Raw genomic sequence first — 20,834 nt, 5'->3', positions numbered from 1 at the left:
TTTTCTTGGCGTGCCTCAATAGAGGAGGAAAAACACAATGCGACATTTTATGAGGGCGATACGCCCGGTGCTTGGTGTCCTTAGCCGAGCATCCCTTTATATTGCGGGGATCGGCATGATCGCCATGACGCTGATCGTCGGATGGCAGGTCTTTGCCCGTTACATCCTGAATGACTCTCCAAGCTGGTCCGAACCACTCTCCCTGCATCTGATGTCATGGTTCATCATGCTGGGTGCCGCTGTTGGCGTTCGTGAGAGCGTCCACTTGGGACTGGATATCGTCCGGTATCTGATGCCGCCACGCGTGCAGGTCGGTATGGACATGACAAGCCTTGCGCTGATCTTCTTTTTTGGCGTCGGCATGGCGTGGTACGGCACGTCTCTTTCCATGGGGACCTGGACGGCGACGATCCCGGTTCTGGGCTGGCCGGGCGGAGTTGATTTCTTCCCCCTGATTGCCGGTGGCTTCCTGATTGCGCTGTTTGCGGCAGAACGTTTCGTCGATCTCGCCATCGGTGAAGATATTGCAGCTGACGTTCTCGTGCAGGAGGCGGCATAATGGCCTACGCTATCCTTTTTGGTGTCTTTACCTTGCTGATGATGATCGGCACGCCGATCGCATTCTGCCTGGGCATCGCGTCCTTTGCCACGGTCCTTTATCTCGGGCTGCCACCTATCGTGGTGTTCCAGCAGATGAATTCCGGGATGAATGTCTTTGCCATGATGGCGATCCCGTTTTTCATCTTCGCAGGCGACCTGATGGTTCGTGGTGGGATCGCCAACCGGTTGATCCGCTTTGCAGCCGGCCTTGTCGGTCATCTTCGAGGTGGACTTGGTCAGGTCAACATTGTCGCCTCGACGCTTTTTGGCGGGATCTCGGGATCAGCCGTCGCCGATGCATCGGCTGTGGGGGGATTGATGATCCCGCAAATGGCCAAGCGTGGTTATGATCGCGACTATGCCGTCAACGTCACTGTTAACGCCGCCATCATTGCCTTGATGATCCCGCCATCCCACAACATGATCCTCTATTCGATTGCCGCGGGCGGTAACGTCTCCGTTGCCGATCTTTTCACGGCAGGCATCATTCCAGGACTTCTCCTGGCGTTGGCGCTCATGGTCACGGCTTATATCGTTGCGCGTCGCAAGGGATATCCGTCTGAGCCGTTCCCGGGCTTTTCGAAGCTGATGTATTATCTCCTGGCGTCTTTCCCAGGAATTCTTCTGATCGGCATCATCTTTGGTGGTGTACGTTCCGGCGTCTTCACGGCGACGGAAAGTTCATGCATTGCCGTGCTTTATGCTTTTCTCGTCGCGATGCTGGTGTATCGGGAGCTGGACTGGCACGGTTTTGTCGAAGCCGTCATGGGGGCGGTCCGCACCACCGCGATGGTGTTGCTTGTTATTGGCACGGCTGCGTCCTTCGGCTGGCTGATGGCGTTCCTCCAGGTGCAGACGCTGATGATTGCGGCAATCAGTGCGATCTCCGACAATCCAATCATTGTTCTCCTGGTCATCAACGTCATCTTGCTCGTGCTCGGAACGTTCATGGACATGGCGCCGATGGTGATTATTTCGACGCCGGTTCTATTGCCGGTCGTCAAAGCCTTTGGCATTGACCCGGTTCATTTCGGCGTCGTCATGATCCTAAATGCCGGTATCGGTCTCAACACACCGCCCGTTGGGACGGTTCTGTTCGTCGGATGTGCTGTGGGAGGGATTTCAATCCGCGAGGCGATGCGCACCATCTGGCCGTTCTTCGGGGCAAGCGTCGCGGTTCTTCTTGCCGTCACCTATATCCCCGCGCTTTCGCTCTGGCTTCCCTCACTTTTCCGGTAAGCGATTATCGTCTCCAAATCAGAAGCCTCGCTAAACCAGCGGGGCTTTTTCAGTCTGTTGGGCCAGCGCTTCCTGTTGTTCGCGCTCGTCGAGTTGCAAAAGGTTACCGTGCCTGCTTCGTCTGATCTTGTTCATGTGATCGCGTGGACTGAGCCCAAGTGTTCTCTTGAACATACGTGAAAAATAATAGGGATCGGTATAGCCGACCTCTACTCCCGCCGAAGCAACTGAAAGCCCCGCTTCGAGGAAATGCATGGCACGTTCCATACGTTTGAACTCCTGATATTTTCTCGGCGTCCTCCCGACTCGCTTCTGGAATTCCCGCAGGAAATAATCCCGATTGTAGGGCGCAGCCTCGGTCGCAGTTAAAGCGATGTCCGGATCGAGAGGGTTGGCCGAGATCATCGTGACAGCTTTCATGACGGCGAGATCAAGTGCTTCCGCCCCTTCCGGCTGAAAGCTCGGGCGGTCGATCCAGCCGAGGAACGCATCATCGATGAATGCGATCAACAGCACCATGAACAGATGGTGCTGGAGAAGGGTGACGGAGGACGGCGGTGCGCTTTGGCGATAATGGCGGGCAAGTGGTTCGAGCAACGGCCAGCGACTGAGATGAAGCTTTGGCTTCAGATCCATCTGCGCGATCAGGTTGTGCCGTCCGTAAATGTCGAGCGTGAAATGCTGGGCGATACCCCGATAGGTCGTCGTCTTTTCATTCCAGCCGACAAAACGTTGTCCTCTGGAAATCAACATGGCGTCACCTGGCTCGAGCACACGCGGCTCACCGTCCACCAGATAGTGCCCCTGTCCTTCAAGGCAGATGATGAGGTCATCGACCTGATTGGACTTGTCGATTTGCCAGGTACGTGAATGTTCCATCTTGATCGTGGCACGCGTCAGGTTGAGCGTGAGAGCGGCAGGCGGAATGGTGGATAGAATTCCACCTTCGATTTCGTCCATCTTTTTCCTCCTCTTTGTTAATTCACCTTCCTAGCGAATTTTGGTTTTTATACAACATAAACCGCCTACCAGCGCTGCATCGATCCGGGAGGAGATGGAGTGCGGCGAACCGCGCATTTGCACGTGCTTCGCTGGCCGCTTCGGGAGAATCACTTGTACGAAATTGTATTCAGGAATACGTGCCTCTTCGAGGCGCGGGGGGGAGCGTTATGAAATCTCAACGCCTTCTGGGGCTGGGGTATCTCGCGCCCTATATCATCGGACTGCTGGTCTTTACCGCAATTCCGTTTCTCGGCTCTCTCTATCTCAGCTTCACGCGCTACGATCTGATGAGCGACCCGACCTGGGCGGGGCTTGCCAATTACGAGCGCCTGTTTACCCGTGACCGCACCTTCATGAAGTCGTTGAACGTGACATTGTTCTACGTCTTTCTGACCGTGCCGCTGAAGCTTGCCTTCGCGCTCTTCATTGCCGCGATCCTCAATTACAGATTGCAGTTCATCAATTTCTTTCGCACGGCCTTCTATGTTCCGTCGATCCTCGGCGGCTCGATCGCGATTGCCGTATTGTGGCGCTACATGTTTGCCTCAGAAGGGCTCGTTAACATGGCGCTGGGTTATGTCGGACTGGGTCCGGTTGACTGGTTCGGTGACCCGACAAATGCGCTCTTTACCATCACGCTTCTGCGTTGCTGGCAGTTCGGCTCGGCAATGGTGATCTTTTTGGCGGCGCTGCAATCCATCGACAAGTCGCTCTATGAGGCGGCGGCGATCGACGGTGCCGGGAAGGTCAGGACATTCATCTTCATAACCTTGCCTCTTCTGACGCCGGTGATCTTCTTCAACCTCATCATGCAGATGGTTCAGGCGTTCCAGGAGTTCAACGGGCCCTACATCATCACCCAAGGCGGGCCCTTGAAGTCCACCTATCTTCTGCCCCTCTACATCTATGACGAGGCGTTCAAGAAGTTCAACATGGGCTATGCCTCTGCCATCGCATGGGTCCTCTTCACCATCATCACCGTGCTGACCCTCGTAGCCTTCTGGTCTTCGAAGAAATGGGTCTATTACGCCGGCGACAAGCGGAACTGATCTCATGACGGATGTTTTAACCCTCAACGAAGTCCAGGCCGCCCGTCGCGCCAAGCTGAACCTGATTTCCACCAGCATTCGCTATGTGCTGTTGTTTGCGGTCGGACTTTTGATGCTCTACCCGCTCATCTGGCTGGTGGGAGCAAGCTTCAAGACGAATTCGGAGATCTTCTCCGGAGCCGGCTTCATCCCTGAAAATCCGACCCTCGACGGTTATATCCGTGGCTGGGAAACCTCGACGCCCTATACGTTCGGCAGGTTCTTCTGGAACTCGTTCCTGATCATCTTGCCGAAGGTTATCGGAACGGCGATTTCGTGCACGATGGCAGCATATGCTTTCGCCCGTTTCGATTTTCCATTGAAGAAGATCCTGTTCGGCTCGGTCATCGCCATTCTGCTTCTGCCGAATGTCGTCACCCGTATCCCGCAATACATCCTCTTCCGCGATCTCGGCTGGCTGGATAGCTTCCTTCCGCTTTGGGTTCCCTCGGCCATGGCCGGTGACGCGTTCTTTGTCTTCATGCTGGTGCAATTTCTTCGTTCTCTCCCGTCCGACATGGAAGAGGCGGCTCGCGTGGACGGAGCAAACAGTCTGCAGACCCTCGTCTACATTGTCGTACCAATGCTGGCGCCGGCGCTGATTTCAGTATGTCTGTTTCAGTTTATGTGGACGATGAACGACTTCCTGGGGCCGCTGATCTACCTGTCTTCGGTCGACAAATATCCGGTGAGCCTCGCGCTCAAACTCTCCATCGATACCACCGAGGCGTTCGAGTGGAACCGCATCCTGGCGATGTCGGTCCTGACGATTGCACCTGCGCTGATCGTCTTCTTCGCAGCCCAACGGTATTTCATTGAAGGGATCTCGTCTGGCGGGGTCAAAGGTTAAAATGGCACGCGTTCAACTCAAAAACCTCGAAAAGACCTACGGTAACAGCTTCAAGGCCGTGCATGGCATAAATCTCAATATCGAGGACGGCGAATTCATGGTGTTCGTCGGTCCATCCGGTTGTGCGAAGTCCACCACGCTGCGCATGGTCGCGGGCCTCGAAGAGATCAGCGGCGGGGACATCGTGATCGGTGACCAGCGGGTCAATGACCTGCCACCGGGCAAGCGCTCCATTGCCATGGTCTTTCAGAACTACGCGCTTTATCCGCACATGAAGGTGCGCGGAAATCTCGCTTTCGGCCTGAAGATCGCAGGCGTTGCCAAGCCGGACATCGAAAAGGCAATCGACAACGTTGCCCGCATTCTAGAGATTGAACCGCTGCTTGACCGGTTGCCGAAGCAACTCTCCGGTGGTCAGGCCCAGCGCGTCGCTCTCGGTCGCGCGCTTATCAAGAAGCCCGGTGTCTTCCTTTTCGACGAACCTCTTTCCAACCTCGATGCGAAACTCCGCGCCTCCATGCGGGTGCGGATCACCGACCTGCATCGGCAATTGAAGGCGGAAGGGCTTTCATCGACGGTCATCTATGTAACGCACGATCAGACCGAAGCCATGACGATGGGTGACCGTATCTGCGTTATGCAGACGGGTCGCATCATGCAGGTCGCGACGCCGAAAGAGCTCTACAATCATCCGGCCAATCTCTTCGTCGCAGGTTTCATCGGTAGCCCCGAAATGAACCTCATCGACATTGGTATCGAAGGCGGAGAATTCGTTATTGCCGGTCAACGCCTGCCGATTGGGAAGCACCTCGAAAATCGACTTTCGCGCCGTCCTGCCGATGCTGTCATCGGGATCCGACCGCAGCATTTTTCGCTTGCTGCAAAAGGCGATGGTCCCGTCCTCAGCGCTAAGCTGACCAATGCAGAATTCATGGGCCATGAGGTTTATCTGCATGCCGATCTACAGGGCCAGAAGCTCGTGAGCGTCGTCGGGGCAGCGGAATTCGAGGCGCTTGGTTCGGACGGCGTCGTCCACCTTCGACCCGACCCGGAGAAACTGCATATTTTTGACAAGGCCGACGGCCGCAATGTCTCGCTTTGAGGAAGAGACCTGCGTGCCTGATATTTCGTGGAGGAGAAACACAATGAAAATAGCAAAAACGATGGCAATGCTTGCGGGTGTCGCCTATGCGGCAATGGCCGTTTCCAGCCCTCTCAGTGCAGCTGAGCTGCGCATGTCCTGGTGGGGTGGCGAAAGCCGCCACGTCGCGACGCAGAAGGCGATTGCCGCTTGCGGCGAAAAATACGGTCACACCGTCAAAGGTGAATTTACGGGCTTTGATGGTTACCTTGAAAAGCTCACTACGCAGATGGCCGGCAAGACCGAGGCGGACATTGTGCAGGTCAACTGGCCGTGGCTACCGCTTTTTTCGAAGAATGGCGAAGGATTTGCCGATCTCCGTCAGCTGAAACCGCTCGATCTGTCGCAGTGGGATGCTTCCGATCTTGACGCAGGATCGATGAACGGCGTTCTCCAGGGCCTATCCGTCTCGACAACGGGTCGCGTGTTCTTCTTCAACGCGACAACCTTTGAAAAGGCGGGTGTTGCCGTTCCAGCGACCTGGGATGAGTTCTTTGCAGCAACGAAGACGATTAAAGAGAAGCTCGGCAAGGACCACTATACCTTCAATGCTGTGAAGGAAACGGCGCAGCTTCTGGTAACGCTGGCAGTCGTCCAGAAGAACGGCAAGGATCTGGTAGACACAAAGACCAACCGTGTTGCCTGGACACCTGAGGAGCTGGCGGAAGGCATTTCCTTCCTTGGCAAGCTGGTCGAAACCGGCGCGATCCGGTCTCAAAAGGAAGAGGCCGCTGACGGTAACGTCAACCTCTTCGAAAAACCCTCATGGTCGGAAGGCAAGATTGCCGGATCCTATGAATGGGATTCCACCTATTCGAAATACGCCGACCCGTTGAAGGACGGACAGGTGCTGAAGCCGGTTAAAATGCTGAAACTCACAGACGGTGTCACGGAAGGCGTCTACCGCAAGCCATCCATGGTCTTCTCGATTTCGAAAAACTCGAAGAACCAGGAGGCCGCGGCCCAGATTCTCAACTGCCTGCTGAATGAACCGGAGGGCATTGATGCACTCGGGACGTCGCGTGGCCTACCAGCCTCCAAGGCTGCGGCTGCACGTCTCGGAGATAAGGGCGAGCCGGAAGTGCGCGCAGCAAATGCGATCGTCATGGCAGCGTCTGGTCCAACCGTCTCACCGTTCAACGAGCATCCGGAAATCCGGTCCGCATTCATCGACACTCTCGAGGAGTACGCATACGGCCAGATCCCGGCTGACGAGGCAGCTGAACAGATCATCGATACGGTCAACGACGTTCTGGCGAAGTTCGACTGACACAGGCAGAACAGTCCCGCCACGGGAAGCCGTGGCGGGACTGTGGAAGCCCATAAGGGTAAACACGAGACCAAATCATGCTTCGACCTACTTTAATCGCGCATTCCGCGCGAACGGCAGCTCTATGTCTACCGGTACCTGGTGCACTCTACACCCTGCCTTCAAAAATGGCGTGGCGGCTTAGCGTGCCGGGTCGAGAAAGTGAGGAGCGGCTGGGTGAGGCAGACACGGTCGTCACACTGCTGCACGACCTTGAACCGTCGACGCAATACCTCTTCGAAGCGGAAGGGCTTGAGCCGTTCGAGTTCTCGACATCGGCCTGCACCGGGCTTGTCAACGCGACAGACTTTGGAATTCTTTCCGATATCGCGCTCGATGACCTTGAGGGTGCACGAAAAAACACGGAGTGTCTTCAGGAGGCGCTCTCCAGTATCCCCGCTCAAGGCACACTCCGCCTTGGCCCAGGAAACTGGACGACCTTTCCCATCCGCCTGAAAAGCAACATGACGTTGCGGCTCGAAAAGGATGTCGTGCTTCGCGCACCGTCTCTCCGTGAAGGTTGGCCAATTCTGGCGGCCCGCGATGAACACGGCAGGATGCTTGGAAGCTGGGAAGGGCTTCCTGATGCCTGTTTTGCCGCACCCGTTCATGCCATCGCCGCAGAGAACCTTACGATTGAAGGCCATGGTGTTCTCGACGGCTCCGGCGATAAGGGAGACTGGTGGCAATGGCCAAAGGAAACGCGCAACGGCGCGCGCCGCCCACGCGGACTGCACCTTGTTTCCTGCCGTAACGTAAAGCTTTTCGGGTTCTCCATTCGCAACGCAGCCTCGTGGACGATCCATCCCCAAGGGTGCAACGATCTTACCGCGGCGGGTCTGTCCATTATGGCACCTCACGACAGCCCCAACACGGATGGTTTCAACCCCGAGAGCTGCCGTAACGTCACGATTGCAGGCATTCGCTTCTCTGTCGGAGACGATTGCATTGCCGTTAAGGCAGGCAAGCGCGGGCCAAATGGCGAAGATGACCATCTGGCCGAGACGCGCGGTGTGCACGTCAAGCACTGCCTTATGGAACGTGGCCATGGTGGGCTCGTGATTGGCTCGGAAATGTCGGGCGGTGTCCACGATGTGACAATTGAGGACTGTGAAATGATCGGGACTGATCGGGGCCTGCGTCTCAAGACAAGGCGTGGGCGAGGTGGTTCCGTTACCAATATTGCCATGCGGCGCGTGCTGTTGAACGGTGTCCAAACCGCCTTGTCAGCCAATGCGCATTACCATTGCGATGCTGACGGGCATGATGATTGGGTACAGTCCAGAGAACCGGCTGCTGTCGGCAAGGGAACGCCGGTCATTGACGGTATTGTTGTCGAGGATGTCAAAATCCAAAAGCTGGCTCACGCTGCGGGTGCGTTTCTCGGGCTTCCGGAAGCCCCCATTCGCAACGTCGATATTCGCGGCCTCACCATTCTATCTCGTAACCCATCCGCTGTACCGACGCCCCCCATCATGGCGGACCGGATCCGCCCAATGCAGCATGAGGCAATCGTCTTCGAACAGGCGGAGGTCACATGCGATGATCCCGCATTGCTAAGTTCGGCCACCGTGACATCAGAAAATGATTGAGCAAAGATATGAAACCAACTGATTACTTTGACAAGTTTGCCAATCGCTACCAGCATTACAAAGGTGGGAGCTGGTGTTACGAGGATGGATGCGTTTATCGCGGTCTCCAGTTTCTCGCCGATGCGACGGGCGAGGCACACTGGAAGAACCATCTGCATCGCCTCGCAGACGCGCAGATCGCCGAAGACGGAACGCTTGCGGGATATTCGCCGGAGGAGTTTAACATTGACCATATTCTCGCCGGTCGTGTGCTCTTCCCATTGGCGGAAGAATCAAAGGATTCACGCTATCTTGTAGCGGCCGATCACCTAGCGGGACAGTTGGCAAATCATCCGCGTATCCGCTCGGGAAATTACTGGCACAAAAAGCGCTATCCGCATCAGGTCTGGCTGGATGGGCTTTATATGGGGCTTCCGTTTCAGATCGAATATGCCCAAGCGACCGGCAGGCCCGAACTCATCGTCGATGCCTTGCAGCAGTTCTCGACTGCGCTTGCCCTGACCGCTAATCCTGCCGGGCTTTATGTGCATGGCTACGACGACAGTCGCGATCAGCGTTGGGCTGACCCCGTCACGGGGCATTCGCCGGCATTGTGGGCACGTGCCGTTGGCTGGCTGTCGATGGCGCTTGTCGACGTACTTGCCATTTTGCCTGACGATGCGGGAACGGCGTCCCTGCGCAAGCGTACACGTCACCTTCTTGCGGATATCGTGGCGCGGCAGACGAATAATGGTCTCTGGATGCAGGTGCTCGACGCGCCTGATTTGGTCGGAAACTATGAAGAGACATCTGCTTCTGCGATGTTCTCATACGCCTTGTTAAGAGCGGCCCGTCTCAATCTTGTCGAAGGAGAGGAGGCGAAAGCGCTAGTCGTTGCGGGCAGACGCGCACTCGATGCACTCCTTCGTACGAAGCTGGTGCAGGATGAGGACGGTATTACAAGGCTGTCCGGCATCGTGCACGTAGCTGGACTAGGCGGTTTCGAAGGCAATTACCGGAGCGGTACTCCGGAATATTACCTGACTGAGCCGGTTGTTTCTGACGACGCAAAAGGCGTTGGGCCGTTGATGATGGCTTACGCGGAAAGTTTGCTCCTGCGATGACATCGTGCCTTGAGTTGAATTGCGGGAGGTGCCTTCCGCAGTTTATATTCAGTCTGCAGGGCCGAATGTGGACTTCCTCTCTGTTCCAACAGCCCTATTGGCTGGACCGTGCCCTCGATAGTGTCATCCAGTCTTAGTCCAAATTCTCTGAAGGTGGACGTACGCCCAATGAGACAGAAATGACTGATTGGGCGGGTTTTTTGCACGATTGGCAAACTTTTCGCTCATTTAGGAAGTTCGACCGGTTTCCCCTGGCCGAAATCAATCGGCCACCGGCAATAGGATCTTGTCGGCTTTACGCACAAAAATCAAACTGTGACCGACACGCTTTATGTCACAAATAGCGCATATTATGTTACTATCCGAAAGTCCTACAAACGGAGTTTTGAATATGAATGTTTCAATCGGTGACCGCTGGGAAACCTTCGTGTCCAATATCGTGAAAGATGGACGATACGGATCTGCCAGCGAAGTCGTTCGAGAAGGTTTGCGTCTCGTTGAAGAACGCGAACAAAAGCTTCGTGCACTCTCGGCGATGCTCAATAGATCGATCGATGAAGGCGGTGAGGCGTCGGAGGCCGACATTGACAACGCTCTTGAAGCAAAAGCAGCCCAGCTTTCGAAAGAAGGCTTTTGAGGGTGCCGAAGTTCAGAATGCTGCCATCGGCGCTTGGAGATCTTGTTGCTATTTTTGAATATGTCACTCGACAGAGCGGTAGTGTCGTCGTCGGTCGGCGCTTTGTGGGCGAAATTCGCCAGAAGTGCCGCTCACTTGCGTGACTGCCAGCCACACTCGGTCGAACGCGGCCCGAACTACATGCCGATATCCGGAGCTTCGCATTCAGAGGATATGTCATCTTCTTCCGGTATCACGATAACTACTTTGAGGTGGTGAACATCATCTAAGGGCACCGCGACATCGACAGCGTTTTCGGATCGCACGACATCGACGAGTAGGAGCATTTCCGCCACAAGCTCTAGTCTCAAATCAAGCGCGCTGCCTTACCGGTCCGCCTCGTGGCGTTGAAATAGCTGGAGGCCTGCTGAACCGAACGGTGGCGTGACTGCTCCATCGCCTCGGGCAGGGGAACGCCACGATTGGCGGCTTCGGTCAGATAGCCGGACCGAAGCCCTGGGCGGAAAAGTCTTCCGGATTTAATCCGGCCATGACTGCCCTCTGCTTGAGGATAGCGTTGACCGACTGCGGATCAAGGCCGTGGTAGGAAACGGTCCCCCATCGTCCGATCCCGCGAAACACGCTACCACCGTCATTCTTCGCCGCCGTCAGCCAGGTTTTGAGAGCCTCGACCGGTCAACCGGTTAGATAAACGACCTCATCCTCCTTACCGCTGGCCGTCTTGGTGCGGCCTAGGTGGATGGCGAGAGACGGGAGGGGAGGGCCGTCCTCTACCGGGATCGGTTCCTCTTCTGTCAACTGCTGGGAGAAGTCACCGAGCAGACTAAGACAGCACTCGTGGCGTGGCTTCCCTTCATTAGAAGGAGGTGGCAGCTATCACTTCCCAAGCCGCCGAAACAGGTAGCAACATCTGTCAACGAGGCAGTATGCGCTGATCGTCTAGCGATAGGTCGCGTCCCTTGGTCTGGACATCAACGCCTACCGAACCAATCCATGAGGAGAACCAAGGCAGCGCAGATTGAAAAGAAAATGGGCAACCTTCGCGCAGTCCAGATTCTGCTCGGTCGTACGAAGCTGTAAAGCACCGTTCGTTGCCTTGGAGTCGAAGTTGACGACGACCTTGGAATTGCAGATTGAGCTGTAGGGTTTGGACCATCGGCGCTAGCCGGTGGCCGTCCTTGTCACAACGGCGCTTGTAGCCTTGGATAAATCCGCATGATAGGCCGCTGTTATGCCTTGAAATCAGCCGTTTTCCTTCAGGGTGTTCTGGGAGTGGCCGTCAGATGTTGTCGACGCCACGGGATCTGTTCACTAGGGACATCGGCTGCTCGTACGAGCAACTCGTCAGGAAGGTGCATGGACGCTTCGGTAAACGATTTCCTGTGCGCGCCGACGGGGAGTTTTGTCGTGAAAGGGAGGCGTTTTGACTGGAACTGCGGAAGTGGATCCCGCAGTTCATGTTCGGCCAGTCGGTTTGTTGCACGACCTAGAATTTGCGGCTGATCGACAGCTTGAAATTGCGCCCTGGCATCGCAGCGATGCCATCGCTCAGATAAGGCATGTAATACTTATCAAAGAGGTTATCGATTGAGGCATGGACCTCGGTGCCGGCAAATTTACCCTCCTTTGGTGTCCAATCGAGCGCAATGCCGTGAACTGCATATCCGAGGCTTTCCGGGCGGGCGTAGAAGTACCCCGTACCCTGATTGACGGGAGTGCGTTCTTGATGGGCCACGAACAGACCATTCCAGCTTAGTGACAGATCCCAATCCGGAATTTTGTAGCCAAGTTGCGCCGTCGCCGTAAACGGCGAAAGATCATTTGCGTAGGTATCGGGACCGTAGACATCGTTGATCGCACCATGGCGCGATCCATTCATCCATGAAAGACCAAGATTTCCGAACACATATTCCGAATCGTAGCTGGTCGAGAACTCGAGTCCGTAAATCTTGTAAGAAGGCGTGTTCCAGTAGAATGGGACATTGTTTACACGTGCGAGGTTAGCACTACCGAAACGGCGCGTGATTGGGTTCGTGACGTGATTGTAAAACCCACCAATCGATGCACGTACGGTATCGCCACTGGTGAATACATCGTCGAACTGCTGGGAGACGCCCAGATTGAAGTTGTTGTTTCGTTCGACCTCCAAATTGCGCGATGTCGCAGATGCCGTGCTTGCCACGCTCTGGCTTGAGTAGAGTTCATCAATGACCGGCGCGCGCATCGCGTATGCCCAGTCAGCATAGAATGTCGTATTGGGTGTTAACTCCCAACGGGCGCTGAGTGCTGGCGTCGCCCCGCTGTGGGAAACGGCGGAGTAATCATGACCAGCAAGAGGATTGTTGTAACGGGGGGCTGCGTTCGGAACTCCCTCGGAGCGAACGTGGTCGAAGCGTATCCCCGGTGTTACCTTGAAGGTGTCGGTGAAGCCGATCTCATCCCGGAAAAAAGCTGAGATCGTCTCCTGCGTGCCCTCAGGTTTGATCCAGGACGCATAATGTCCATAGTTGTACTGGGCACTCGTTCGGTTGCCGATGTCAAACATTAGCGAATCGCGGTCATGGCGCATGTACTGGACGCCGTAATTGGCGACGTGCGAGACACCACCGAGTTCGAAATTGGAGGTGTTTTCTGCTTCAAGTTTGAAGTCTGTATATTTCGTCTCGTCGTTCATGCCACCAAGTGAGGCTGTAGGTACAAAGCCGGCAATTGTCGGGCGTGTCATATCGAGGCTGGTCGCCGAGAAGCTTGCCATCGCCTTGAAATTCACAAGGTCGCTGTCCCCGTCGTAGGCGTACTTCAAGGTGGAGGAGAAGTCTTTCATGTCGCGCCAAGCCAACGCACGCAATCTTGCTTGCTCAGCGCCGTAGCGTGAAATGCTGAAAGCCGTAACGCCAAGATCGCCGCGATTGGCCGCAAGTGGGCCGTAGTCAGCAGATTTTCCGTAAATCACCGAACCACGCAGTTCATGACCATCGTAGGCGGCCCCTGCATTAGCGGAGAAGGACGTCAGCTTGTCGTTCGAGGCGTCGTAAACCTGGCCGCCACCCACGCGAACATTATCGCTCTTGCGCCAGATCGCGGATGCCAGTGCGTCATAGGTCACAGGTCCGCCGAAATCCGATTTTCCATAAATGGCACCGGATTCAAGAAACTGGCGGTTTGCTGTTTGATAACTAGTCTTGCCCCACATGCCGAACGTCTGACCTTTGTTCAGCATGTCCGAGGCTGTCTTGCTTTCCAAGATGACGGTGCCGCCGAAGCCGCCGTTGCCATAACGAACGGACGTCGCGCCTTTCTGGATCTCTACGCGCTTTAAGAGTTCCGGATCGATAAAGACAGTTCCCTGATCATACCGTTCGAAGTTCTTGGGCGCGCCGTCGAGGAGGATGCGTGTGTCGGATTGGCGCGCGAACCCACGAATGGATAAGGTCTGCCCCTGCGCCCTCACACCGCCTCCGGCGGTCACGCCAGGCGTGCGTGACAGAAGCTGTGGCAAGGAGTTGGCTTGGGCCGCCTCAATTTTTTCTGAACTGATTTCGCTGACACTTGGAGCATCACCATTGAAGACACGACCGCTTTTGATCGTGATTGGCGCAAGAGCCGTCTCGCCGGGTTCGGTGGATGTATCTGCGGAAGACGCTGTTTTCTCCATCTTGATCGTTTTGCCACCGATGACGCGGTAGTGAATACCGGTGCCTGAAAGCAGTCTGTCGAGCGCTTCTGTCGGTGTCATTGTTCCGCTGACACGAGCAGTTCGGAGGCCGTTTGCGATCGATGCATCATAGACGAGTTGGAGCCCGGACTGGCTGGCAAGACGGTTGAGCGCGCCTGCCATGGTGCCAGCTGGCAGGTCGATGGCAACCGTCTGCATTTGCTGCGCATCGGCGCTGTGTGGAACGGCCAAGATCGCGACGCTGGCAAACAGAAGCGGAAAAAGAGTTGCTCCGCTCTTGCGGATTGCAACTGGCTTGTTTCTTTCCATCAGGGGCACCTTTCGGGTGAAGCAGATATGTTACTGCTTCCCGAACGAATGAGCCGGTTCATTAAGGACACCCCGAGGAAAAAATTAATAGAGCACTGTGAGGAAGGGACCAGCAGTCATCACCCGCACGTCGAGCGCTGTGGCCAGATCGAAGAGAGCTGTGTGCGGATCCGACAAGTCAAAATTACCCGACAGGCGTTTTTGACGAAGCTTTTCCTGCGTCACGATAATACGACCTGGAATGTAGCGCTGGAACGCTCCGACAACCTCCGCCAGCGACTTGTCCTCGAAAACAAAGCGGCCGTGTCGCCACGCACCGATCGATGTCGGATCAACCGCTTCGATCGCGCCAATCGTTCCATCCGATTTGTAGCTCACCTGCTGATTTTCCTGCAGTCGGCTGACATCATGCGGTCCCGGCAGATCAACAGAAACACTGTGCTCAAGAACAGCAACGTTTGTCATGCCGTCTTGCATGTTGACGTCGAATGCGGTGCCGAGCGCGGTGGTCGTGCCACCTGCCGCCACGACCGAGAACGGTCGCATAGCATCGGGAGCAACTTGGGCAAAGATCTCTCCACGCAACAGCAGAACCTGGCGCTCGGTTGCGGTGAAGCGCAAGGCAATGGCGGAGTTGGCATTGAGCGTTATAGTCGATCCATCTGGCGTCGTGACGATTTGCCGTTCCGCCGTGTCGGACATGTGGTCTGCACGCAGCCGCATCGGGATGTCGGCAAGATAGAGACCCGCAGCGAGCGTAACGGCGAATGCAAGGGTTGTCGCGATCTTGCCACTGGTGAGGCTGCTCTTACGCGTTGCCCGAACAACAAAGGCATGGTCGTTCGTCACCAGAAGACCCGCATCGCCCATAAGACATCGAACACGCTCAAAAGCTGCCGCGTGCTGTTCGTCGGCCGCAAGCCATGCCTCAAGATCTGCGGCAAGGACCATGTCATCCGGCCGGTCACGCTGCTGAAGGAAGAGGTCGATAGCCTGCGCGCGAAGTGCAGTCGCTGTTTTCACGGATGTGCCTGTCATAACGTGTCCTCAAGGCACTCCAGGCAATGGAGGTAGGCTTTGCGCAGATGACGGTCCACCATGTTTTTTGTAATGCCGCTTCGCTTTGAAATCTCTTCCGAATTCAGGCCGCCGATACAGCTCGCCAGGAAGACCTGTCTTCTCTGCAGTGACATCTTCATGATTGCCTGACGCAAAATGTTCAGCCGGTGCTCCCTGTCCGCAAGACTTTCGGCATCGATTACGGGTTGGGGAACAGCGAGTGCCTCCTCGGCGCTCCCGGAAAAGAGCTTCCTTTCGAACTGTTCGCGGCGAAGACGGTCAATGCCGAGATTGGCGCAGGCCCGAACCAGAAATGCGCGTATCAGCGAACGGTTTTCAGGCAATCTCGGTTTTCCGGTCAGACGCAGATACAGATCGTGGACGATCTCCTGCGAGATACCCGCCGTATGCCCACGCCGGACCATCGCCCGGCAAAGATCTTCATAGTGAAGCTGCAGAGCGTCATCGATGAGGGTGCGGGACGTGGGTTTGCTCCACATGAGGCGGGTTCCGAACGGAAAAGACTGTACTGATGAGCGGTCCATAGGGGAAAATCGGCAGGATGGCAATAAACATGAGTATTATGATCATGTATTTGTGTGGGCCAAATCCTCGCAGATGAATTTTCGAGGCAAGGCATGATGCTTTTTGTTTGATCCAGCGAAGTTCAGCGGCAAAGGTACGAGGCAGAACCTGAATCGCTAACCAGAGCTGGGATCCCATGCCGACTTTTGACAATGCCTATGCGCGTCTTTCTGATTTCGACGACATGGAAGCGGAGCTGAAGGAGACCCGCCAGCACCTTCATGCCAACCCGGAGCTTTCTTTCGAGGAGGCCGAAACGGCGCGCTACGTTGCTGACAAGCTGGAAGGTTGGGGTTATGACGTGACGCGCAATATCGGTGGGCACGGTGTTGTTGCCCGTCTCAGTGCAGGAAATGGCGGCAAGGGCATAGCCATTCGTGCGGATATGGATGCGCTGCCAATTCTAGAAGACACGGGCCTTGCCTATGCGAGCACGAGACCAGGCGTAATGCATGCCTGCGGGCACGATGGCCACACCACGGTCCTCCTCGGTGCAGCCCAGTATCTTGCAAAAACCCGGCGCTTTAACGGTACGGTCACACTGGTTTTTCAGCCAGCCGAGGAGGCGGGAAAACCGAGTGGTGCGCAAAAGATGATTGCTGACGGCCTGTTTGAGCGTTTTCCTTTCGACGCGATTTTTGGCCTGCACAATCATCCGGGGTTTGCGGAAGGCACATTCCGTCTGCGGTCTGGTCCGATGATGGCTTCGTCCGACACGGCGCACATCACAATCCGGGGCAAGGGTGGTCATGCGTCGCGCCCCCATCTGGCTGTCGATCCGATCGTAGTCGCCTGCAATCTCGTCGTGTCACTGCAGACAGTTGTCTCGCGTAGTATCGATCCGACACAGACCGCTGTCGTTACGGTGGGAACCATCCATGCCGGCGAAGTGGTCAATGTTATCCCCGAATACGCAAAACTGGGGCTCAGCATCCGTTCGTTCGATCCTAAAATCAGGGATCTCCTCGAAGAGCGTATCAAGAAGCTTGCGCGGTCAGTTGCAGAGGGGCACGGGGCAACTGTCGAGGTGGACTATGAGCGTGGTTATCCGGTTGTCGTCAATTCCGATGCCGAAACGCAATTTGCGCGTCTGGTGGCAGAGGAACTGGTCGGTGCCGACAAGGTAGCGACCTCCGATCTCATTCCTGGAAGCGAGGACTTCTCCTATTTCCTGGAGCGCAAGCCGGGAAGTTTCCTGCGGATGGGGAACGGCGAGAATTCAGCCATGCTGCACAATCCGAAATACGACTTTGCCGATGGCAACCTGACGACCGGGGCTGCAATGTGGGCGCGTCTCGTGGAACGCTACCTCGACCAAGAGGCGGTATAATCCCTTCAGTCAACCGACCGAAGGCGGCCGTCGCCATGGTGCATCATCTGTGCTAGACGAGAGACATGGATTGAAAGGGAGGGTGGCTTTCGGGAGGAGCCGCTACAGTCTCGATGCAATTTGCTGATCACATCAGGGAAATCGAAAACGTCGGGCATGGCGCAAATACCGGACGTGATGACGTTGTTGTCGAGTCATGGCGGCGATGTCTGGAAGAGTACCGCCTTGATCCTGCCAAGGCACGCGAGGCGGTCATCGTCTCTGAGACGCGCCTGCGGGAACATCGCCAGCAGGCCGAGGATCTCGTCCACATCGCAAGATCTGGCCTGGAAAGGCTCTACCGTCAGGTCGCAGAGCAAAATTACGTTCTGCTTCTTTCTGATCGTCAGGGTGTCACTGTCGAGTTTTTGGGAGATCCGTCGTTCAATAACAATCTGCGAAAGGCAGGTCTTTATCTAGGCGCAGAATGGTCCGAGCCGCGTGCAGGAACCTGTGCAGTCGGAGCGTGCATCGCAACAGGCGAAGCGCTGACAATCCATCAGTCGGATCACTTCGACATGACACATACGCCTCTCTCATGCACAGCAGCGCCGATTTACGACATGCACGGATCGCTGGCCGCGGTTTTAGACATCTCGCTTCTGAGTTCACCGATCCTCAAGGCGAGCCAGAACATGGCGCGCCATCTCGTTTCGTCTACCGTCCGGCGTATCGAACTTGCGAACCTTATGGCGCATAGCCGCCACGACCTTGTCTTGCGGTTTGCTGGCGCACCGGAATTCCTCGATGTGGACCCTGAGGCGGCAATCTCGTTGGACGGCGGTGGGCTCATCACCGGCATGACGCACGGCGGGGCCCGTATCCTGGCGTCGTCATGCGGTCTTGACTGGAGAAACATCGACGCGCTGATCGGGCAACCGGTGTCTCGATTTTTCGAAGCGGAGGTCGACGACCTCGCATCCCTGACCAGAAGCCGCTTGCCGCAGGACAGACGCATCGCTGTCCGCGATGGTTCAACGCTTTACGTGCATGCGATCGAACCGCAACAGCGCCCCATTGGCATCAAAATTCGGCGGGGTGTGCCGCATTTGTCCGCCATGGACCGCCTCGGTGGTCAGACACCAGACATCGAGACGCTGCGCCGCAAGGTGAGAAAGCTCGCACCAACAGCTTTGCCAATCCTGATTCAGGGAGAAACAGGAACCGGCAAAGAACATCTTGCTCGCATCGTGCACGAGGCAAGCGGTGTCACTGGCCGTTTTGTGGCTGTCAATTGTGCAGCAATCCCCGAACAATTGATCGAAAGTGAGCTGTTCGGATATCTGCCAGGCGCGTTTACCGGGGCGCTTGCAAAAGGACGAAAAGGTTTGATCGAGGAGGCGGAGGGCGGAACCCTTTTCCTGGACGAAATTGGTGACATGCCGCTTGCTGCGCAGAGCCGGCTTCTGCGTGTTCTGGCCGAAGGCGAGGTGCTACCGGTCGGTGGGTTGGTCGCCAGGAAGGTCGATTTCCGTGTGATGTCGGCGTCTCACAGGCCATTAGCGGATATGATCGCGGATGGCCGTTTTCGGAGCGATCTTTATTACCGGCTGAACACGGCACTTCTCACCCTCCCATCGCTCCGCGAGCGGAGCGATTTCCATTGGGTAGTTAAACGCTTGCTGGAAAAACATGCGCCCGGACGAGGACCGCTCTCCCTGTCGAGCGACGCGGAGACGGTGCTTTCTGCCTATCAGTGGCCGGGTAATATCCGTGAACTCGACAACGTCATAGCATTTGCAGGGGCAATTTGTGAAAATGGTGTAATCGAGGTGGAAGATCTCCCCGAAAGCGTCATGCCGCATCAACCGGTGAATGCACAGGGCAACCGCGAGCAGGAACTGCGGGCAGTGTTGTCGGCCTGCCAAGGCAATATTTCTGAGGCTGCACGCCGCCTCGGCATCGATCGTTCAACGCTTCATCGGCAAATGAAGCGGTACGGTATTGGAAGGCTCCACTGATGCAGACTGCAACACCTGTTGCGCCACAGGTGTTGCAATCTCGGTGATCCAAAAAAACTATCAATGATCCGGATTGCCCGGCGGGGAAGGGGTTTTCGGCCTTTCGGACCTGCTGGCATGCCTCTTGCTGCCCAATTGGCATTAAAAGCAGCCAATGGGAGAAAACATGCGCGCGCTCAGGTTTCATGCGGCCAAGGATCTGCGGATCGAAGATATTGCCGAGCCGGAAAAGCCGGGTCCCGGTCAGGTCGTTGTCCGCAACAGGTTCGTCGGAATATGCGGAACAGATCTTCATGAATATAGCTACGGCCCAATTTTCATTCCCAAAGAACCACATCCGTTTACCGGCGCCCATGGTCCCCAGGTCCTCGGCCACGAATTTGGTGGTGTTGTCGAGGCAGTTGGTGAGGGCGTAAGCAACGTCAAGGTGGGCGATCGCGTTTCGATCCAGCCACTCGTCATGCCCCGGTCCGGTGACTATTTCTCGGATCGCGGATTGTTTCACCTTAGCCCTGAATTGGCCCTGGTCGGTTTGAGCTGGATCGGTGGAGGGATGGCGCAAGCTGCGCTCGTCAATGACTATAACGTCCAGAAGATCCCGGATGACATGACGGATGAGGAGGCAGCCCTGGTTGAGCCAACCGCCGTTGCCGTCTACGCCTGCGATCGCGGTGGCGTCACCGCCGGCAATAGTGTGCTGGTCACTGGAGCCGGACCGATCGGCATGCTGACCCTGCTTGCTGCGCGTGCCGCCGGTGCCGCACAGCTTTTCGTTTCAGACCTCAACGATAAACGTCTCGACTACGCACGAGAGATTTTGCCCGACGTCATTACCATCAATCCCAAGCGCGACAACGTTGGTGATGTCGTTCGTTCCCGGACCGAGGGCAATGTCGGTTGTGATGTCGCCATTGAATGCGTCGGCAACGAACACGCGTTGAAGGCATGTGTGGACGCGGTGCGCAAGCAGGGTGTCGTCGTTCAAACCGGCCTGCACCCGCACGAAAACCCGCTCGACTGGTTCCAGGTCACTTTCCGCGATCTGGAGGTTAAGGGCTCATGGGCCTATCCCACACATTATTGGCCCAGGGTGATCAGGCTGATTGCCTCTGGACTGCTTCCGGCGAGCAAGGTCGTCACCAAACGCATCACGCTGGATACCGCCGTCAAAGAGGGGTTTGATGCCTTGCTTGATCCGGCCGGAACGCATCTCAAGATCCTGATCGATCTCTCGAAGTAAGCATCATGCTACCAGCGCCGGGAGAGGAGCCCGGCGCTTGTGGTCAAAGGTTTTGGTCGGCGCCCGCGAAACGG

The 20,834-nt window shown here is 56.1% G+C and carries 16 protein-coding genes and 1 pseudogene; 12 read left to right on the top strand and 5 right to left on the bottom strand.

What is annotated here, in order from left to right; translation table 11 throughout:
* Positions 1 to 37 precede the first annotated feature (37 nt).
* The gene (locus FY156_17320) at positions 38 to 559 is read left to right on the top strand and encodes a TRAP transporter small permease (protein ID UXS03325.1); all 522 of its coding nucleotides are present in this window, start codon (positions 38 to 40) and stop codon (positions 557 to 559) included.
* On the top strand, positions 559 to 1,839 hold the full coding sequence (locus tag FY156_17315) for a TRAP transporter large permease (protein UXS03324.1): 1,281 nt from the start codon (positions 559 to 561) through the stop codon (positions 1,837 to 1,839). The genes FY156_17320 and FY156_17315 overlap by 1 nt, the downstream gene beginning before the upstream one ends.
* Before the next feature lie 30 nt (positions 1,840 to 1,869).
* On the opposite strand, the gene FY156_17310 is transcribed toward FY156_17315, so the two are convergent.
* Positions 1,870 to 2,799 (bottom strand): AraC family transcriptional regulator, encoded by a 930-nt coding sequence (locus FY156_17310; protein UXS03323.1) that lies wholly within the window; start codon positions 2,797 to 2,799, stop codon positions 1,870 to 1,872.
* Between the two features lie 209 nt (positions 2,800 to 3,008).
* On the opposite strand from FY156_17310, the gene FY156_17305 reads away from it, so the two are divergent.
* From FY156_17305 to FY156_17275, 7 genes are all read left to right on the top strand, one after another.
* The gene (locus FY156_17305; protein ID UXS03322.1) at positions 3,009 to 3,890 is read left to right on the top strand and encodes a sugar ABC transporter permease; all 882 of its coding nucleotides are present in this window, start codon (positions 3,009 to 3,011) and stop codon (positions 3,888 to 3,890) included.
* A 4-nt stretch (positions 3,891 to 3,894) separates the two neighbouring features.
* On the top strand, positions 3,895 to 4,779 hold the full coding sequence (locus FY156_17300) for a carbohydrate ABC transporter permease (protein ID UXS03321.1): 885 nt from the start codon (positions 3,895 to 3,897) through the stop codon (positions 4,777 to 4,779).
* Between the two features lies 1 nt (position 4,780).
* Positions 4,781 to 5,881 carry a sn-glycerol-3-phosphate ABC transporter ATP-binding protein UgpC gene (ugpC, locus tag FY156_17295; GenBank protein ID UXS03320.1) on the top strand — a complete coding sequence of 367 codons (1,101 nt, stop codon included), beginning with the start codon at positions 4,781 to 4,783 and terminating at the stop codon, positions 5,879 to 5,881.
* 43 nt (positions 5,882 to 5,924) lie between these two features.
* Positions 5,925 to 7,190 carry a carbohydrate ABC transporter substrate-binding protein gene (locus FY156_17290; protein UXS03319.1) on the top strand — a complete coding sequence of 422 codons (1,266 nt, stop codon included), beginning with the start codon at positions 5,925 to 5,927 and terminating at the stop codon, positions 7,188 to 7,190.
* A 77-nt stretch (positions 7,191 to 7,267) separates the two neighbouring features.
* Positions 7,268 to 8,821, top strand: a complete 1,554-nt coding sequence (locus FY156_17285) for a glycoside hydrolase family 28 protein (protein ID UXS03318.1) — start codon at positions 7,268 to 7,270, stop codon at positions 8,819 to 8,821.
* Between the two features lie 8 nt (positions 8,822 to 8,829).
* Positions 8,830 to 9,924 (top strand): di-trans,poly-cis-decaprenylcistransferase, encoded by a 1,095-nt coding sequence (locus FY156_17280; protein UXS03317.1) that lies wholly within the window; start codon positions 8,830 to 8,832, stop codon positions 9,922 to 9,924.
* 391 nt (positions 9,925 to 10,315) lie between these two features.
* Positions 10,316 to 10,561: a type II toxin-antitoxin system ParD family antitoxin gene (locus FY156_17275; protein UXS03316.1), complete on the top strand. Its 246-nt coding sequence runs from the start codon at positions 10,316 to 10,318 to the stop codon at positions 10,559 to 10,561.
* Positions 10,562 to 10,907: 346 nt separating this feature from the next.
* Here FY156_17275 and FY156_17270 read toward each other — a convergent pair.
* From FY156_17270 to FY156_17255, 4 genes and pseudogenes are all read right to left on the bottom strand, one after another.
* Positions 10,908 to 11,365 (bottom strand): annotated as a pseudogene (locus FY156_17270) (tyrosine-type recombinase/integrase).
* Positions 11,366 to 12,047: 682 nt separating this feature from the next.
* Positions 12,048 to 14,489, bottom strand: coding sequence for a TonB-dependent receptor (locus tag FY156_17265; protein ID UXS05131.1), 2,442 nt, complete (start codon positions 14,487 to 14,489; stop codon positions 12,048 to 12,050).
* A gap of 141 nt (positions 14,490 to 14,630) precedes the next feature.
* Positions 14,631 to 15,584: a FecR family protein gene (locus tag FY156_17260; protein UXS03315.1), complete on the bottom strand. Its 954-nt coding sequence runs from the start codon at positions 15,582 to 15,584 to the stop codon at positions 14,631 to 14,633.
* The gene (locus FY156_17255) at positions 15,581 to 16,105 is read right to left on the bottom strand and encodes an RNA polymerase sigma factor (protein UXS03314.1); all 525 of its coding nucleotides are present in this window, start codon (positions 16,103 to 16,105) and stop codon (positions 15,581 to 15,583) included. Before FY156_17255 ends, FY156_17260 begins: the two co-directional genes overlap by 4 nt.
* 221 nt (positions 16,106 to 16,326) lie before the next feature.
* On the opposite strand from FY156_17255, the gene FY156_17250 reads away from it, so the two are divergent.
* The 3 genes from FY156_17250 (at position 16,327) to FY156_17240 (ending at position 20,760) form a co-directional block, all read left to right on the top strand.
* Positions 16,327 to 17,520: an amidohydrolase gene (locus FY156_17250; protein ID UXS03313.1), complete on the top strand. Its 1,194-nt coding sequence runs from the start codon at positions 16,327 to 16,329 to the stop codon at positions 17,518 to 17,520.
* Between the two features lie 113 nt (positions 17,521 to 17,633).
* The gene (locus tag FY156_17245; protein ID UXS03312.1) at positions 17,634 to 19,520 is read left to right on the top strand and encodes a sigma-54-dependent Fis family transcriptional regulator; all 1,887 of its coding nucleotides are present in this window, start codon (positions 17,634 to 17,636) and stop codon (positions 19,518 to 19,520) included.
* Positions 19,521 to 19,686: 166 nt separating this feature from the next.
* A complete protein-coding gene (locus FY156_17240) occupies positions 19,687 to 20,760 on the top strand; it encodes a 2,3-butanediol dehydrogenase (protein UXS03311.1) in 1,074 nt (357 codons plus the stop codon).
* Positions 20,761 to 20,834: the final 74 nt, after the last annotated feature.

It is taken from the genome of Agrobacterium tumefaciens (assembly GCA_025559845.1).
Classification (GTDB): domain Bacteria; phylum Pseudomonadota; class Alphaproteobacteria; order Rhizobiales; family Rhizobiaceae; genus Agrobacterium.
Note: the sequence above shows the minus strand (reverse complement) of the source record. Positions and strands in the feature narration are given on the sequence as shown.

Bases quoted from the DNA above. Each gene is read 5' to 3' on its own strand.
- FY156_17300 (UXS03321.1), top strand. From the start codon at position 3,895: ATGACGGATGTTTTAACCCTCAACGAAGTCCAGGCCGCCCGTCGCGCC.
- FY156_17280 (UXS03317.1), top strand. From the start codon at position 8,830: ATGAAACCAACTGATTACTTTGACAAGTTTGCCAATCGCTACCAGCAT.
- FY156_17245 (UXS03312.1), top strand. From the start codon at position 17,634: ATGCAATTTGCTGATCACATCAGGGAAATCGAAAACGTCGGGCATGGC.
- FY156_17250 (UXS03313.1), top strand. From the start codon at position 16,327: ATGCCGACTTTTGACAATGCCTATGCGCGTCTTTCTGATTTCGACGAC.
- FY156_17290 (UXS03319.1), top strand. From the start codon at position 5,925: ATGAAAATAGCAAAAACGATGGCAATGCTTGCGGGTGTCGCCTATGCG.
- FY156_17240 (UXS03311.1), top strand. From the start codon at position 19,687: ATGCGCGCGCTCAGGTTTCATGCGGCCAAGGATCTGCGGATCGAAGAT.
- FY156_17315 (UXS03324.1), top strand. From the start codon at position 559: ATGGCCTACGCTATCCTTTTTGGTGTCTTTACCTTGCTGATGATGATC.
- FY156_17305 (UXS03322.1), top strand. From the start codon at position 3,009: ATGAAATCTCAACGCCTTCTGGGGCTGGGGTATCTCGCGCCCTATATC.
- FY156_17255 (UXS03314.1), bottom strand. From the start codon at position 16,105: ATGTGGAGCAAACCCACGTCCCGCACCCTCATCGATGACGCTCTGCAG.
- FY156_17275 (UXS03316.1), top strand. From the start codon at position 10,316: ATGAATGTTTCAATCGGTGACCGCTGGGAAACCTTCGTGTCCAATATC.
- FY156_17310 (UXS03323.1), bottom strand. From the start codon at position 2,799: ATGGACGAAATCGAAGGTGGAATTCTATCCACCATTCCGCCTGCCGCT.
- FY156_17260 (UXS03315.1), bottom strand. From the start codon at position 15,584: ATGACAGGCACATCCGTGAAAACAGCGACTGCACTTCGCGCGCAGGCT.
- ugpC (UXS03320.1), top strand. From the start codon at position 4,781: ATGGCACGCGTTCAACTCAAAAACCTCGAAAAGACCTACGGTAACAGC.
- FY156_17320 (UXS03325.1), top strand. From the start codon at position 38: ATGCGACATTTTATGAGGGCGATACGCCCGGTGCTTGGTGTCCTTAGC.
- FY156_17285 (UXS03318.1), top strand. From the start codon at position 7,268: ATGCTTCGACCTACTTTAATCGCGCATTCCGCGCGAACGGCAGCTCTA.